Source organism: Daejeonella sp., from assembly GCF_036405355.1.
Lineage (GTDB): Bacteria > Bacteroidota > Bacteroidia > Sphingobacteriales > Sphingobacteriaceae > Daejeonella.
Window position 1 is genome coordinate 30,024 of the sequence record NZ_DASWXT010000082.1, and the last position, 15,888, is coordinate 45,911.

9 protein-coding genes are annotated in these 15,888 nt (G+C 39.9%); 1 reads left to right on the forward strand and 8 read right to left on the reverse strand.

Features of this window, described 5'->3' with window-relative positions; genetic code table 11:
* Positions 1–99: 99 nt before the first annotated feature.
* The 3 genes from secDF to VGE44_RS10425 form a co-directional block, all read right to left on the reverse strand.
* A complete protein-coding gene (gene secDF / locus VGE44_RS10415) occupies positions 100–3,054 on the reverse strand; it encodes a protein translocase subunit SecDF (RefSeq protein ID WP_331078692.1) in 2,955 nt (984 codons plus the stop codon).
* Between the two features lie 115 nt (positions 3,055–3,169).
* Positions 3,170–3,655, reverse strand: a complete 486-nt coding sequence (locus VGE44_RS10420) for a dihydrofolate reductase (protein ID WP_331078694.1) — start codon at positions 3,653–3,655, stop codon at positions 3,170–3,172.
* A gap of 9 nt (positions 3,656–3,664) precedes the next feature.
* Positions 3,665–4,459 (reverse strand): thymidylate synthase, encoded by a 795-nt coding sequence (locus VGE44_RS10425; RefSeq protein ID WP_331078696.1) that lies wholly within the window; start codon positions 4,457–4,459, stop codon positions 3,665–3,667.
* A 154-nt stretch (positions 4,460–4,613) separates the two neighbouring features.
* Between VGE44_RS10425 and ispE the strand changes: the two genes are divergently transcribed.
* Positions 4,614–5,417: a 4-(cytidine 5'-diphospho)-2-C-methyl-D-erythritol kinase gene (ispE, locus tag VGE44_RS10430; protein ID WP_331078698.1), complete on the forward strand. Its 804-nt coding sequence runs from the start codon at positions 4,614–4,616 to the stop codon at positions 5,415–5,417.
* A gap of 77 nt (positions 5,418–5,494) precedes the next feature.
* Here the strand turns inward: ispE and VGE44_RS10435 are convergent, their stop codons facing one another.
* The 5 genes from VGE44_RS10435 to VGE44_RS10455 all read right to left on the reverse strand — a co-directional run bounded on the left by VGE44_RS10435 (position 5,495) and on the right by VGE44_RS10455 (position 15,852).
* Positions 5,495–7,600, reverse strand: a complete 2,106-nt coding sequence (locus VGE44_RS10435) for a S9 family peptidase (RefSeq protein WP_331078700.1) — start codon at positions 7,598–7,600, stop codon at positions 5,495–5,497.
* Between the two features lie 120 nt (positions 7,601–7,720).
* Complete coding sequence (locus tag VGE44_RS10440) at positions 7,721–9,166, reverse strand: SusD/RagB family nutrient-binding outer membrane lipoprotein (protein WP_331078702.1); 1,446 nt, start codon at positions 9,164–9,166, stop codon at positions 7,721–7,723.
* Positions 9,167–9,177: 11 nt separating this feature from the next.
* Complete coding sequence (locus VGE44_RS10445) at positions 9,178–12,303, reverse strand: SusC/RagA family TonB-linked outer membrane protein (protein ID WP_331078704.1); 3,126 nt, start codon at positions 12,301–12,303, stop codon at positions 9,178–9,180.
* A 267-nt stretch (positions 12,304–12,570) separates the two neighbouring features.
* Positions 12,571–12,867, reverse strand: coding sequence for a hypothetical protein (locus VGE44_RS10450; RefSeq protein WP_331078706.1), 297 nt, complete (start codon positions 12,865–12,867; stop codon positions 12,571–12,573).
* A gap of 150 nt (positions 12,868–13,017) precedes the next feature.
* The gene (locus tag VGE44_RS10455; protein WP_331078708.1) at positions 13,018–15,852 is read right to left on the reverse strand and encodes a hypothetical protein; all 2,835 of its coding nucleotides are present in this window, start codon (positions 15,850–15,852) and stop codon (positions 13,018–13,020) included.
* Positions 15,853–15,888: the final 36 nt, after the last annotated feature.

Here is a 15,888-nt window from a genome sequence, read left to right on the forward strand (position 1 = left end):
TATTGTTAGTATGACAAATATCTGAATAAATTAATTATTAAACAAAAAAAAAGCATCCGCCCGGGGGTGGATGCTTTTAAAATATTTCTAAAAAAAATATTAAGCCTTTGCTTTGTCTTTATCTTTAATGAATTCTACAACAAATGGCGTTGCAACGAACAGGGAAGAATATGTTCCGAAGATAACACCGATTAACATAGCGAAAGAGAATCCTCTTAATATCTCTCCACCAAAGATGAAGATAATCAATAATACTGCAATAGTACAAATACCTGTGATTACAGTACGGCTTAAAGTACTGTTCAGAGCGTTATTGATTACTGAAGGAAGATCCTCGTTTTTGGAGTGGTGCTGCCCGATATATTCACGTACCCTATCAAATACAACCACAGTATCGTTGATTGAATAGCCCATCACGGTTAATATCGCTGCTATAAATGCCTGATCAATATCCAGTGAGAAAGGTAACCAGCCATTAAATATGGTGAAGATTGCCAGTAATACGAGCACATCGTGAACAAGTGCCAGAATTGCTGCAAATCCAAATGCCATTCTTTTAAATCGTGCCAAGATGTACAGGAAGATGACCAGTATAGAGAATATTGTAGCGTAAATAGCTGAGGTTTTAATGTCTTCGGCTATTGTAGGTGTCACTTTCTGTGAATCCTTTATCTCATATACAGGATTAATTTTCTTAAGACCGGATGCCAATTTTGAGCTAACCTGGTCGTTTGCCTGATCTGAGTTGTCGTTGATAAGGTAGGCAGTAGTAATTTTAACCTGATTGGAAGAACCAAAGGTTTTTACTTCAACCGCTGTACCAAATTCATCAACTAAAACAGAACGAACATTTTCAACTTCAACAGGTTTGTCGAATGCAACAAAATAAGCTCTGCCACCCTGGAAATCCACACCAAGGCTGAAGCCCTGGGTAAAGGCAGAGATGATTCCGGCAACGATTATTACGGATGAAAGGATATAAAAACGTTTTCTGCCGGTGATGAAGTCAAATTTGGAATCTTTAAATAAATTTTGTGTTGCTTTAATTGAGAAGCTGATAGGCTTTTTTCTGTCAAGTAACCATTCAAATACCAGTCTGGAAATGAATATTGCTGCAAACAGGGAAGTGATAATACCGATCATCAGCGTAGTAGCAAAACCTACAATTGGCCCCTGTCCGAATATGTACAGAATTACACCTGTTAAGAAAGTGGTGATATTTGAGTCAAGGATAGAAGGCATTGCTTTTTTGAAGCCTTCAGTAATTGCTAATCTTGCAGATTTTCCCTCTGCGAGCTCTTCCCTGATCCTTTCATAGATCAGTACGTTAGCATCTACAGACATACCCAGAGATAAAACGATACCTGCAATACCCGGTAAGGTTAATACAGCACCTAAGGATGCAAGTACGCCCATCAGGAAGAACAAGTTTACCAATAAAGCAATGTTAGCAACTAAACCGGCTGTACTATAATACATTGCCATAAATAGTAGAATAAAGATGACACCAGCAATGGTAGAAATTAAACCTGCAGAGATTGATGCTGCTCCTAATGATGGACCAACAACATAATCACTTACGATTTTTGCCGGAGCAGGTAATCTTCCTGCTTTCAAAACGTTTGCAAGATCCTGAGTGTCTTCAACTTTAAAACTTCCACTGATTGATGAAATTCCGTTTGGAATTTCTCCCTGAACTGTAGGAGCAGAGTAAACCAGATTATCAAGTACAATAGCAACACTTTTTTTATTATTTGGATCAGCTGATGCAGCAGCAGTAATTGAACGCCATGCCCTTGCACCATCCGCGTTCATAACCATGACAACTTCAGGATTTCCTTTTTGATCGTAATCAGAACGGGCGTCAGAAATCACATCTCCTTCTAATGCCGGTCCGCCACCTAAATTGCTGGTTTTAAGAGCATAAAGTTCAAATACCTTACTCTCTTCTGACATAGGCTTCACTCCCCAGAATAATCTGATATTCTGTGGGATAACAGCTCTGACAGCTGCAGAAGAAAGGTATGAGTTTACTTTTGCAGTATCTTTTAAAGCAGCATAGCCAACAACTGGTCCAGGGCGTAAATTAACCTGACCATCTTGTCCCTGATAAGTTGCAGGATTTAAAAGTGCAAACAATGGATTTTGTTTTGCCTGTTCGGCTTGTACTTTACTCAAAGCAGCTGCACTGTCAACAGCAGAACTGTCTTTCTTACCTAAAGCTGCAAGCTTACTTTTACTTGTATCCTGAGCGACAGATGCGCTCGAAGTATCTGTTGATTTAATAGTTGACGCCAGAATACTGTTCACATTCTGAAGTAAACTAAAGATCTCAGCATTATCGTAGGTCTCCCAAAATTCAAGTTTTGCTGATCCCTGAAGTAATTTACGAACGCGATCCGGATCTGTAACACCAGGAAGTTCAATCAGAATGCGGTTTGTTCCCTGTTGTTTTTGAATGTTAGGAGAAGTTACTCCAAATTTATCAATACGGGTACGGAGAATATTGAATGACAGGTCGATTGCACCATCTGCAGATTTTCTCAGAAAGTTTAAAACATCCTCATTGCTGGCATCAATCTTCAGGTTTGCAGAATTCTCTTTTGTTGCAAATAATGGTGATAATTTCGTGTTCGGACTAATTTTTTCGAATTCTCTGCCAAAAACCCCAATGAAATCACTTTCACCTGTTGCCATAGCAACTTCAGCATTTTTGATTGCTGCATTGAAATTTGCATCAGTACTGTTATTTGCAAGGTTACGAACCATATCACTCAATGCGATCTCCATGGTAACGTTCATACCACCTTTTAGGTCAAGTCCAAGTGGAATTTCACGTTCCTTTGCGTACTGATAGGTGATATAACTCAGGCTGCTAAACACTGGTAATGAGGCAACTGAATCAAGATAAACTTTCTCTTTTACAGCATTGCCTTTTGCAAATTCCTGTGCATCTTTTTCAACTTTATTCGCTATCCACGTAAACGAGAGGGAATACAAACACGCTATAGTGAGCGCTATTGCTGCGAATTTTACTAATCCTTTACCTTGCATTTTATTTTAATTGTCTATTAATGTTGATTTAAGCCTATTTTGGTTAAGACGCCAAAGCTAACTAAATTTTTGTTTTTTGGAATAATTCTTTAACACAGAAAATTACGGCAGAAATTCAGGCTTTTTTGTATTTGATAAAACTATAAGAATATAAGTTCTTTTCATCAGGTTCATGAAGAATTTTTTCTTGCTCAGTCCATTCATTCATGTTAATAACGGGGAAAAATACATCAGCATCAAAATCCTGATGAATAATAGTAAGGTAAAGTACATTAGCAAGAGGAAGTGCCTGTTCAAATATTTGTGCTCCCCCAATCACAAATACATCTTTCTCGTCTTTACATAATTCAATTGCATCATTCAATGAACTGCATAATTCAGCTCCTGGAATCACCAATCCGGATTGTCTGCTTATTACGATATTTCTTCTGTTTGGCAGGGCTTTCCCGATAGAATCAAAGGTTTTTCTTCCCATAATAATCGGATGCCCGGTAGTGATCGTTTTAAAATGTTTCAGATCAGCCGGCAGATGCCAGGGTAGGAGATTGTTTTTGCCAATTCCGTTCTTTTCGTCAATGGCAACAATCAGATTAATATTCATATGCTTAGATTAGATAGCTACAGCTCCCTTTATGTGGGGATGCGGGTCATAGTTTTCCAGACTGAAATCCTCAAACTGAAATTCAAAAATATCTTTAATCTCCGGATTTAGTTTCATTACCGGTAGTGGTTTGCATTCCCGGCTTAATTGCAGCCTGGTTTGCTCCAGATGGTTATTGTAAAGATGTGCATCTCCAAAGGTGTGTACAAAATCCCCGGCTTCCAATCCGCAAACCTGTGCTACCATCATGGTCAGGAGGGCATATGAGGCAATATTAAATGGAACCCCCAAAAATATGTCGGCACTGCGCTGATAAAGCTGGCAGCTTAACTTACCATCTGCAACATAGAATTGAAAGAAACTGTGGCAGGGTGGAAGCGCCATATTTTCAATTTCTGCAACATTCCACGCAGACACAATTAAGCGTCTTGAATCAGGATTATTGCGGATCTGTTTGATTACTTGTGTAATTTGATCAATATGTCCGCCATCAGGTGTTGGCCATGAGCGCCATTGAGAGCCATAAACAGGTCCAAGTTCACCATTTTCATCAGCCCATTCATCCCAAATACTAACCCCATTATCTTTTAAGTATTTAATATTGGTTTCACCCTTCAAAAACCAGATCAATTCGTGAATAATAGACCTCAGGTGCACTTTCTTGGTGGTTACTAGCGGAAATCCTTCCTGAAGATTGAAGCGCATCTGGTAGCCAAATACACTGATCGTACCGGTTCCTGTGCGATCATGCTTTTGGGTTCCGTTTTGCAGAACATGCTGCATCAACTCGTGATATTGTTTCATGATTTGGTTATCTGTTGTCTATTGCCTGTTGTCTGAAGTTAAAAAGTTCATTACTTACAACTTTTAACTTAATACTTACAACTTAAGTGCAAATAAAATAAATGTAATTTTGGCATCCTAAAATTGTTCATAAATATATCAGTATGTTCACAATATGATTCTTTTTCCGACTGCTAAGATTAATATAGGCTTAAATATTATCAGTAAGCGTCCAGACGGTTACCATAATCTGGAATCGATCTTTTATCCACTCGCAATCAAAGATGCTCTGGAGGTGATTGAGGCTGATGAACTAAAGTTTAGTTCATCTGGCATAAATATTCCGGGGAGTGCTGATGATAATCTTTGTCTGAAGGCCTATCATTTGCTTAAAAAAGATTTTACTGAACTGCCTCCTGTTAATATTCATTTACACAAACATATTCCAATTGGTGCCGGATTGGGAGGCGGGTCTTCTGACGCTTCATTTTTCATCCGGCTACTGAATCAAAAATTCAGTCTGGGAATGGAAAACTCCAAAATGGAGCAATATGCCTCTAAAATTGGTTCTGATTGTGCTTTTTTTATTCAGAATAAGCCGGCTTATGCAATTGAAAAAGGAGATCAGTTGAGTCTTCTGGATCTGGATCTGAGCAAGTATTTTTTTGTATTGGTAATGCCTGATGTGCAGGTTTCGACCGCAGAAGCTTACCAGGGCGTTCAGGCTGCTCCGGTTTCTGCTCCCTTAAGCAGGCTGATCAAACTTCCAATAGAGGACTGGAAATTAAATATCAAAAACGACTTTGAGCCATCAGTCTTTTCAAAATATCCTGCGATTCCCCGAATAAAGGCTGCATTGTATGAGGCCGGTGCTCTTTACGCCTCAATGAGCGGAAGTGGTTCATCAGTATACGGAATATTTAAGGAGCCTCTGAAATTGCCGCAACTGGAGAAGGAAAATAAAGTTTATTATGTATAAAGTTGATAATTTAGAGTGGAGAATTGATAATGAAGCTAATAATTCTCCACTCTCAATTCTCCACTCTCAACTAATCCTTATCGTTTCATCAGTTTTCGCCTCAAAAAATCCGCAGTAACCTCACTTACCTTCAGTGCATTGTTGAATTTCATCCAATGATGTGTATCATCAGGAATTGCAAGGTATTCAAAGGCGAATTTTTTGTCTTCAAATCGTCTGGCTAAATCCACACTCTGACTGAAAGAAACATTACGATCATCATCCGCATGAATGATCAAAGTAGGGGAGGTCCAGGTATCCAGATAGCTAACAGGAGAAGATCTGATCATCGCCTGTTCTGCTAATTCGGCATCCGGAGCAAGCGCTCTGGAACTTGAATTTGCACCGCTAAAACGATTATTTACTCCATGTATATCAACCCCGGCAGCAAATAGCTTTGAATCCTTTCCCAAAGCCAGTGCGACCAGGAATCCACCATAGGAACCTCCATAAATACCGATCCTTTCGGGATCTATACCTGGCTGTGCAGCAAGCCATTCTCCCGCTGCTTTAACATCCTGATATTCTGAAGCACCTAAAGCGCCTGCGTTTATAGCTTTCTGGAATTTGAAACCATACCCGATTCCCAATCTGTAATTGACCGACAGAACTGTAAATCCTAAGCTTGTCAGATACTGATTCAGTGCATAATCGATCGAATAATAATCCATGAAATGCCATCCAAGAAGCATTTGCCTTTGTGGTCCGCCATGGACATATACAATAGCTGGTCTTTTAGCTGATGAGCGGTTTTTTGGTTCAAACAATTGTCCGTAAACAGTCTGGCCGTCAGGAGCTTTAAAAGTAATATGCTTAGGGCTAACCAGTTGTTTTTGTGGAAAATCTGCAGGTATCAAATCCTCACATAATACCCTGTGAAATTTCCCATTAGCATTCATCACTGCAGGCAGAACAGGTCTTTGTGCTGTTGAACTTAAATAAGCAATCGTGTTCTGATCACCTGTAAACACAGGATTTGATTCGATCCCGTTTCCCTGGGTCAGGATTTCAATTCCCGGTTGATCGATACTGACTTTGCCAATATGTCTTCGGTCAAGATCGAATTTGTCTTTACCGGTATTTGCGGCAAAGATGAGTGAATTGCCATCAGGACTTAATTTTATATGTTCTACCATGTAATTCCCCGGGCTTAGCAGCAATTCTTTGCCTCCCTTTGCAGGAATTGAATACAGGTGGGGCCAGCTATCCTGGAATGATACGAACACGATCCTCTCGGCTTTTGCCCACATTAAGTTTGTGCCGCCTTCTGTGGATGGGAATGAGCCTTCAAGAGTCTCTGGAGCTTTCCATATTTGCTCCCCGGTGCCAGCTGCGATATCTGCCGTCCAGATCGCCCAGGGCTGATGTTTTCTTGCGAAGATAGAATCAGGCGCTCCGCCGGAACCAGGGGTTCTGATAAATGCCAGTTTTTGCCCGTCGGGAGACCATCTTGGAGATGCATCCCTTGAAAATGATGGCAATATCCAGTTTATGGGAGTTTCATCGTTTGTGTAAATGCCAATGAACGAATGATCGCCCCTGGAAGATACAAAAGCTAATTTTGAACCATCAGGCGACCATCTGACCGATCCAATAGAACCCCGGGCATAAAAAAGAGCTTTGGCAGGCGCAGAACCATTTATTGCTGCAGACCAGACCTGTCCGCCTTTTATAAAGCTTACCTTTTCGCTATTCGGTGAAATTTCAGGATAATCGGCTTCTGCAAGGACGATAGGCTTCCCTCCGTCAAAAGGAATACTGACAACCTGTACCTTTGCTCCAAGAGGGTCGAAAGCGGCTTGTACGGGTACACTAGCTTCCCTTGAACCATGATCACCACCACGAACAAATACAATCCATTTCCCATCCGGAGAGATCGAAAGACTGCTGATCTCCTGACCATCATCCTTAGTATAGGCAGTTAATTTTCTCGGGGTAAAATCTGGTCCTTCAGCTACATAGACATTTCTCAAGCCTTTTTCATTCATCGCCCAGGCAATTTTAGATCCTCCTGAGCTACTGACAAGTTCGGAAGGAAATGGATAACTTAAGATACTTTCTACCGAAAATGATTGAGCTTTAATTTGTGAAGAGAGAATGCTTAGGTTAAGTAACAGGACAATAAAAACAAACTGCTTTTTCATAGATTATTATTTTTCAGAAATGAATAGGGTTTCAAGATATAAATTGTCTTAAAACAATGTTAATGGACATAAAAAAGCCCCAACCGAAGTTAGGGCTTTCTTTTTATTGGCTCAGATTAATTATAAATCCCACCATAATTTAGTAGTTCTTGCTACTCCGGCAGGAACATTTGCACCATTTTTGCTTCTTTCTCCTAATGGATAATCAAGTCTTCTGATAAAGGAAGTCAGCACTGCGTTTTGTGGCAAAGTGAAATCCTTGTACTTGAAATCATTTCTGCGTACATCATTGAATGCTTCAGGATTCAGGTAAGTAGCGACATATTTTTCTTTAAAGATCAGGTCTTTGGTAAGATTAGCTGCACCAACTGCAACCCGACCGTCTGCAAGATATGCATCTCGCTCTTTTTCAGGTACCAGTAATTTATCCATGTTAGCTTTGATTCCGGCCAGGTAAGCAGTATATGCTCTTGTGGGGTCTGTAGCTAATGCTGCTTCAGCTTCGATGAATTTCAATTCGGCAAAAGTTACAATCAATAATGGAGCGGTATCGCTAGTCCAGGGAGAGCTATTGGAAATATAGTTCTCATCTTTTACCGTATTGTTATGCGGGGGATTGATCCGGTTTCCTGCACCATTTACTGTACCAATATAGGCAGGATAGGTTGGGTTTCCCGGAACAACAGTCACATCGGTAATTTTCTTGATTCTTGGATCGAACAGACCATAAGTTTTTCCGTTCAGGTGATCAACAAATTGTTCTGATAACCATCCCCCAAGACTTAAAGCCGCATTATTTCTGGAAACAGTTGCCCAGTTATTACGCAGGACAAAAGTAGCCATGCCAGCGTCGTCTGTATTTGATGTGTATGAACTTCCTACTGCTGTTAACACAGATGCAGCATTGAAGGTGGTAGTTTTACTGGCCTTAATCAAAAGGCGGGCTTTCAGCGCATAAGCTGTTTTAAGCCATTTAGCACGGTCTCCTGCATGGATCAGGTCACTCGCAGCGGCTAATTTAACAGTCGCAGTAGTTTTCGCCAGTTCAGTAATCGCCTCGTTAATAAGTGATACTGTTGCAGCGTATACTGCTTGTTCAGTATCATATTTCGGAGTAAAATTACTTGGATTAAATGCCTCTGAATAAGGAGCTGCTCCCCAAAGGTCATTGACGAGCATCAGATTATAGGCAAGTAAAACATTCGCTACCCCCAGATATTCACTGGAGCTCTGGCTAGCTGCAAGTTTTTTCATCTGATTCACATCGGCCATTGCGAAATAGAGGTTATCCCACATACTGGTATGATCAATAGTTTCATAGATATCGCTAGCAGCAGCAGCGGTAGGATTGGCGGTATACTGTACATAAGCTGATGTATTGCTAGCGACAGTATAGGAATTGATTCCGGCCTTACTCGTTGAGGTAGCCAGAAGAGCCGGGAGTGTAGCGTTAGTTACCTGATTAGGATTGGTACTAAGCTCATCAAAATACTCCTTTCCGCAGCCATGTAAGGCAAGTACGGATGTGGCTAAGATGATCAGGGTATTTTTATATAATTTATTCATTTTCATATTCTTTAAAAGCCAACATTAAGTGAAAACAGGAATGTTCTTGCAGCAGGATAGGTCATACCTGCAGAACCATCTACGTTACTTCCGCTATCCGCAGATAAGGATTCCGGATCCAATCCATAGTAATCTGTACGTAAAAGCAAGTTATTACCTGTAACCGATACAGATGCATTACGGATTGCTTTTTTAGGCAACCATTTTGAGGGTAATGAATACGAAAGACTTGCTGAACGTAAACGAATCCAGGAGGCATCCTGAACAAATGGCTCAGAAAGTGATCTGTGGTAAAGTCTGTAATAACCTTCACCATAGTTTACACCATCAGGTCCCATAGACTGTCCTAACCAAACTTGTTTTGTATTTGGGGTGCCATTAGCTAGATTTCCCGGGAAGGTATAATAGCTTCTGCGATTAACAGTATAATCTGCAATACCAAATGCTGAATTAAAGTTTTCAAGTCTGTTGAACTTTTCAAAGCCCCAGCGCGCATCAATCAATGTTGACAAACTTAATCGTTTGTAAGTGAAGTTATTAGATAATCCACCGATCCAATCTGGTTGTGAATTTCCCAATAATTTTCTTTTCGTAAGTGATGAAATAGGGAAACCGTTAGCACCAATTAATAAAGGTTTTGATTTATCGGTACGGTTTGGATCTTCCACATCCGTTCCATAATAGCGAAGATAATAAGAGCCATAAATATTGCCATAAGGCTCTCCAGGGATCAGTTTGAACTGTACCGGTGAGTTGATATAACCACCTGTAGCTGCACCATAAATAATTTCAGTCAAACCTTCTTTAAGGCTCATTACCTTATTTCTGTTTGCAGAAAAGTTAAGTGATGCATCCCAGGTGAAATTCTTTGTTTGGATTGGTGTTCCACCTAAAACAAGCTCAATACCTTTGTTACGGATAGAACCTGCATTGATTGATGCAGTTACATAACCTGTTGTGGAGGAGATCTGAGCCTGTGTGATTTGGTCCTTACTTAAAGAGTAATAGTAAGTAAAATCAAAACTCAGGCGATTTTTAAAAAATGCCATTTCAAGCCCTGCTTCGTAGGTGTCTGTAAATTCAGGTCTTAAATTGATATCCCCAAGGTTTGAAGACATAGTAAGACCTGTTGTACCAACGGGCAATCCTGAATAGTTTGAGAAACCGGATGATGTAGAATAAGGTGCTGCATCCTTACCAATCTGTGCATAAGACAATCTCAATTTACTCTGACCAATAAATGCAGGTAGTTTGACATTGTCAGAGAATACATAACTCAAACTGGCAGATGGGTAAAAGAATGATCTGTTATCTGAAGAAAGGGTAGAAGTGATGTCATTACGTCCTGTTAAGGTTAAGAAAAGGTAATTCTTATAATCAAAAGTTGCCTCTCCGAAGAAACCATTCGAGCGATACTGATTTAAGGATTGATTTAAAGTAAGAGTTTTTGCATTCATCAATCTGAAATCGTTGTAAATGCTTAATACACTACCTAATATACCATGATCTTTTGTGCTTCTGTCATAAAGTTCATAACCCAATCTCAGTGTTCCATTAATATCTTTTGTGATTTGTTTTGATGCAGTAGCAAGGAATGTGGAGTTGATTGCACGATACTGAGTTAGGTATTCACCTACAAAACCATCTGCATTATCATAAACTGCTTCTCCTGGTATACCTAATCTTCCGGGTGCGGTACGTTTACGTGCATCTGTATAGGTATCTACCCCCATTCGATAATTGAAATTTAACCAGGAGGTTGGGGCGTAACCAACATTAGCACCTGCGATGAAACGGTTCACATTGTCTTTCAATCTGTTTGTCGCTGCTCCGAAAATCGGATTATTGGTTCCTCTGTATTTTTGGGTTCCATTTTCATTTATATAGTCTCTCACATCCCAGCGACCAGAGTAATAAGTTAAGCTCTCACCATAACGGTCGGCATCATAACGATAACCTCCTGAATTATTATAACTTAAATTCACACCCGCTACAATCTTTGGACTAATTTTAATATCAGTATTTAACCTTGCAGACAGATTCTGGAAATCTGTAAATGGAAGCATTCCATCATGATTGAACTGAGATACTGATGAAAATATTTTTACTGCATCTGAACCCCCTGTAACTGAAACTGTGTTTCTAAGCTGGCTGCCAGTATCAAATGCATTTTTGTAGTTTTCGTAAATAAAATCAGGATGAGTAGGGTCTAAAGCCTTTGCTTCTGCTATGGTCGGTCCCCAGGCCGGACCAAGTCCTATTGGAGTATAGACACCTAAAATACCTGCTGTATATTCTTTCTGAATGGCAGGAGTTTTGTTAATGTTTTCAAAACCATAAGTGCTCGAAAAATTAGTTCTGACTTCATTACCTTTTCCTTTTTTGGTAGTGATTAAAACAACTCCGTTTGATCCTCTCAGACCGTACATCGCCGTTGCAGCACCTCCCTTAAGAATGTTGATCGTCTCAATATCATCAGGATTTATATCAGATACCCTGTTTCCTACCGAACGTACGTTTGCTCCTGATCCAGCACCCTGTATAGAAGTGGAGTTATCAATCTGTACCCCGTCAATAACATAGAGAGGATCGTTTGATGCTGATGCATCGATAGAGTTGATACCCCTGATGCGGATATTTGCACCCTGACCCGGACCTCCACCCACACTGCTGATTGTTGCACCTGCAACTTTACCCTGCAATGCATTCAGAATGTTCGGCTGCCGGTTAATGTTCAATTCTTCAGAATTAACCCCCTGCGCAGCATAGCCCAGCGATTTTTGCTGCCGGCTAATGCCAAATCCTGTGGTTACAATAACTTCCTGAAGCTGTTTACTGTCGGTATTCATAGCGATATTTATTGTGCTCTGTGTGCCGACAATAACTTCTTGTACAGAAAAACCAATGAAGGTGAATACAAGAATAGATTCATTAGCCGGAACCTGAATACGGTAGGTGCCATTAGGACCCGTGGTAGTCCCTATACTGGTACCTTTAACCCTTACACTTACTCCCGGAAGACTGGATCCGTCTTCGGAGATGGTAACTTTACCATTTATCTCCCTAACCTGCGCATTGACGCTTATGGTTAGAAACAATAAAATTGGTAAAAATAATAGAGTAGAGATTTGTTTCATAATTTACTGGTTTAGTTTAAAAGAAATGTGAAATTATGAATATTTAAGGAAATGAAACATTCTTGATACAAATTTTTATTAAAGTATAATTTTGAAAAAAGGAATACCGTTGTGAATCAGTCTTTTAATGTGAATCGGTATAGATAAATGATTGGGAGGTTTGGGGTTAAATGGGGAATAGGGAATAGGGAATAGGAAATAGGGAATGGGAAATAGGAAACAGGTTAAAGGAGTGGAGATGGAATGTATGATGAAGGCAGTTTGCTTCTATCTGATATAATCACGATCCTCATCGCTCAACTGATTAGGATCATCTTTAACAAAGTCATAATCTTTATCCTGAAGTGATTCGGCAGTGTTGAAAGTCTCAGCTTTGATTCTTTTACGTGGTCTTCCGGCCATGAAGCCTATTATCAGGCCCAGACCGAACATTACACCAAGTACAGCCAGTTTAGACAATCTCACATCGCCGAAAATCCAAAAACTAACTTCATCGGTATTATTCATGAGTATGATAGTCACAAGTACCGTGACAACGATTATGAAGATAGTTTTAAAGGTCATACTGTGAATAATTTATTTATGTGAATATCGGAATTGCAAGTGAAATTAATAAAATTATCTCTGTCTTCCGAGTCTTAGAAAAATCTCATGAGTATTATGATTCAAAATTTATACCAGTATTTTGTTTGGTTGGATTATCTGTCCTGATTCCTAGAAATCATATGCAAATCCAAGCTCAAAGATCGGCTTGTTTAGTGCATTCTCTCTCGCAAAGATCAGCTTACCGGCAAGTTCAAAATTTGGAAGCATAAATCGCATAAGATTCATATCTGTGCTTAACTCGAGTCCGAAAGTGCGTGGCTGGAACGGGTTTCCTTTTCCTATATTCTCAAAATCAGCGAAAAAACCACCCTTCAATCTTTTAATATAAGCAATGGGGCCTAACTCGGCATCAGGATAGAATAGCGGGAAACGATAATCAAGCAACAAAGTGTTTCTAAGGCGGCTATTTAAACTTAAATTTCTGTATCCGCTGATTCTTGGAATCTCCACACTAAAATCATAGGCTCCGCTGCTCTCCTGATAATTGAAACTTGCCTGAAATGAATGATTGCTTAAAAGTCCGGGAGTATAAAATACACTTCTAAATGACAAGAGCGACCCATCAAGCAAATTCTGGAAGGGAAGATGAAAATAGGATAATGAAAAGTTTTGTCCCCAGGCTGGAGCGAGATCTCTGGCACTTCGCCGGGCATTCCGGCTAAAGTAAAACTGATATTTCATCGGAAATTTCAATTTTTCAATAAAATTAGTAGGCTTATTCTGAATTTCATACCTTGAAGTAAAGCTGCTTGAACTTCTCATTCCCATGCTGTAGTTCCGGTTAAGACGATTAAATTTAAAAGGTATGCTGATTTCAGCTTCCGTTATGTTTTCGCGCCAGCTAACCGGAACCAGACGATTGTTTTGCCGGGAATAGGTCAAATTTGCCCTGTTTGAATAACTAATGTCGAGAATAGGATAGAAGCGTTTATAACTGAATCCGGCAAGGTATTCACTTTTCCTTAATCCTGAATTAAATTGGTAAGCTCCATACAAATCGAGGGTATTTAGCTTATTGTTTGATTTGAACTTAAGACCAATGCTCAGGTCATCGTTAGTATCACTGTTTTCGGCAACAGGTGACAGGCTATGGAAATTGAGAAGATTACTGAATTCCCTGTAAGGTTTGGATGGGTATTTTTTTTGAGGTATTGAGTCGAGAATATTGGCGTTTGCCTCCTGACTAACCAGCGGTGATGCATAATCAATGAATGTGTCAGCATCTTTCTCTTGTTTCTCTTGTAATTCAAAGGGTATGCTGACTATATCATATCCCCTTATTTGATAATTATTGAACAGTACCCTGTTCCTCTTCTGGTCATATGACGGATATGTAGCCCCATAGGGAGCCGAAGTAAGCGGTATGGTCTCGTATTCAGGTGTAAGGCAGTAAATATTGTTCAGGCCTTTGTAATGAGCCCTGAACAAAATGTTCTTGCCGGCATAAACCGGACGCATAATCTGTTGCCTATGAAATGGAGTAATAATTTTATTGCTATTATCTGACCTCTTGAATTCCATTAAGGCAGCACCATCCTTGCTCATTACAACACAGATGATTTGGTCTCCCTGCTGATTGTATGACGGGTTTTGCAAACTTAAGCCCTCCTTAACCGGATATTCCCGAAGGACACTTCCATTTTCAGCATTCAGCTCAATCAATGAGAACAGGTTTGATGTGCTGATTTTTACAGCCACAATCGATTTTGCATCGGCAGAGAGGCTAGGAGAGAATAAACGGCTTTTATGGCTGATTTGCTTAACCTGATCAGTCGCTAAATCAAAAATATTGACCACACTATAAGAGCGTTTTCCATAGCGTTTGTCAAATCTTAGTTCATCCCATACAATTTTTCCTGCGGCGTACCTGAAATTAGGTTCAGTTTGATAGCCGATTTTACGAAGTATGCGCTCACTGCCTACGGAATCGATAAGGATTAGTGCAGGCGTATGACTCAGATTTTGCCTTAAAGCAATAATCTCACCGTTGGGAGTACTTGCCGGTAGCAGATAGTCGGCAGGTATTGAATCTTTTCTTTTGTTAATTGGAGTATAACTTACCTGTATCAGATCAGCGGACTGTTTTTGCCAGAGTGTCTTCAATTCAGCAATAGTAGAGTCATGAAGCATCTTGCTGTTAAGTCCGGTAAATTTTTTAATCGAATTGCTAAGACTGTAAGGTCTCAGAGGGTTTTGCTTAATCCTTGTCATAATGCTGTCGATTATTTCCTTGCCATAGTCCCTTTTTAGTTTCGTGGTCATAAAATAACCTAACTGATAATAGCCCGGTGTCAGATCCCTGAGTGAACCAAAATAATTCTTTGAGTAGGAGTAAGGATGGGTACTTAGTGTATTTGTTCTGAAAATTAACTCCCAGTCAGGGAGCCTTCCGCGACCTGCATGACTTAGGGCCGTTTCGATGCCGACAGCATCCCCTTCATAGAACCAGGGAGGGAGGGTAATTCCGAAAATGGCAAGGGCTAATTCTTCAAAAAAAGGAGCCTTAAGTCCGCCGCTTAATTTATCAAATTGAACCACATGCCTGAGTTCATGGATAGCCATGCCATTGAGCCAATCCTGGAAGTCGAGGTTCTGAGGTGGGGTAGTGTAGAACTCCGAACGCCGGGGTGCAAGCTGTACAAAACCATTCGATATGACACCTTGATTCTGCAGAATAATGGTTATCGGCCGGGGTCTTTTATTAAGGGATTTGCTGACCCCGTCTATCAGATGTTCCAGGGTATTTGACATTCTCTGGGCTTCATCTGACAGCTCTCCGGAGTAGATGATCTGAAAATTTTCTGTCCTGATCTGCATCCATTTTACACTGGGAGGGTTCTGTTCAGCATCAAAAATCTGCGCAAAAACTGATGCTATATTTAAACATAATATAAATGATGTAAATATACTGATATATAGATTTTTAAGTATTAAAATTTTCATCTATTTTATGCTTTGCTAATTATTTTAGTTTTATAA

Bases quoted from the DNA above. Each gene is read 5' to 3' on its own strand.
- ispE (WP_331078698.1), top strand. From the start codon at position 4,614: ATGATTCTTTTTCCGACTGCTAAGATTAATATAGGCTTAAATATTATC.
- VGE44_RS10420 (WP_331078694.1), bottom strand. From the start codon at position 3,655: ATGAATATTAATCTGATTGTTGCCATTGACGAAAAGAACGGAATTGGC.
- VGE44_RS10450 (WP_331078706.1), bottom strand. From the start codon at position 12,867: ATGACCTTTAAAACTATCTTCATAATCGTTGTCACGGTACTTGTGACT.
- VGE44_RS10440 (WP_331078702.1), bottom strand. From the start codon at position 9,166: ATGAATAAATTATATAAAAATACCCTGATCATCTTAGCCACATCCGTA.
- VGE44_RS10455 (WP_331078708.1), bottom strand. From the start codon at position 15,852: ATGAAAATTTTAATACTTAAAAATCTATATATCAGTATATTTACATCA.
- VGE44_RS10445 (WP_331078704.1), bottom strand. From the start codon at position 12,303: ATGAAACAAATCTCTACTCTATTATTTTTACCAATTTTATTGTTTCTA.
- VGE44_RS10435 (WP_331078700.1), bottom strand. From the start codon at position 7,600: ATGAAAAAGCAGTTTGTTTTTATTGTCCTGTTACTTAACCTAAGCATT.
- secDF (WP_331078692.1), bottom strand. From the start codon at position 3,054: ATGCAAGGTAAAGGATTAGTAAAATTCGCAGCAATAGCGCTCACTATA.
- VGE44_RS10425 (WP_331078696.1), bottom strand. From the start codon at position 4,459: ATGAAACAATATCACGAGTTGATGCAGCATGTTCTGCAAAACGGAACC.